Genomic DNA, 353 nt, shown 5'->3' with positions numbered 1-353 from the left:
CATAAAGTCGGATCTCATCGGGGCTAAAGAGGTTCCTTTCGAATTCTGGGTTTGCAGCAGCGGACGGCTCATATCGGACCCCAGTTGCCTCATGATGATGATCGGTATTGATCCAGATCGAGATGAAGGATCCTGCATTCATAGAAAGCTGAACGATTCGCGGGGCGACGATGCCGGGCATCAGCACCTCTGTCGTCAAAAGAGCTGTTCTGCTTGACCCCAGCCATAGCACTCAACGTCTCGCGGAGCGCTCTCTGCTTCTGAAGGAAGCGATTAGGTCCGCTCGGGCTTGATCGGAGGCTTGGCTGATGGACGTTGTGGTTGCTTCGCTCAGCTGCCGCCCCACGGCGAGG

1 protein-coding gene is annotated in these 353 nt (G+C 56.1%); it reads right to left on the bottom strand.

Annotated features, from left to right (window positions below):
• The coding region (locus ACWGS9_RS35535) for a hypothetical protein (protein ID WP_454509523.1) at positions 1-181 on the bottom strand (181 nt) is incomplete at its 3' end.
• Positions 182-353 lie beyond the last annotated feature (172 nt).

It is taken from the genome of Mesorhizobium sp. Arg314, from assembly GCF_053714275.1.
Note: the sequence above shows the minus strand (reverse complement) of the source record. Positions and strands in the feature narration are given on the sequence as shown.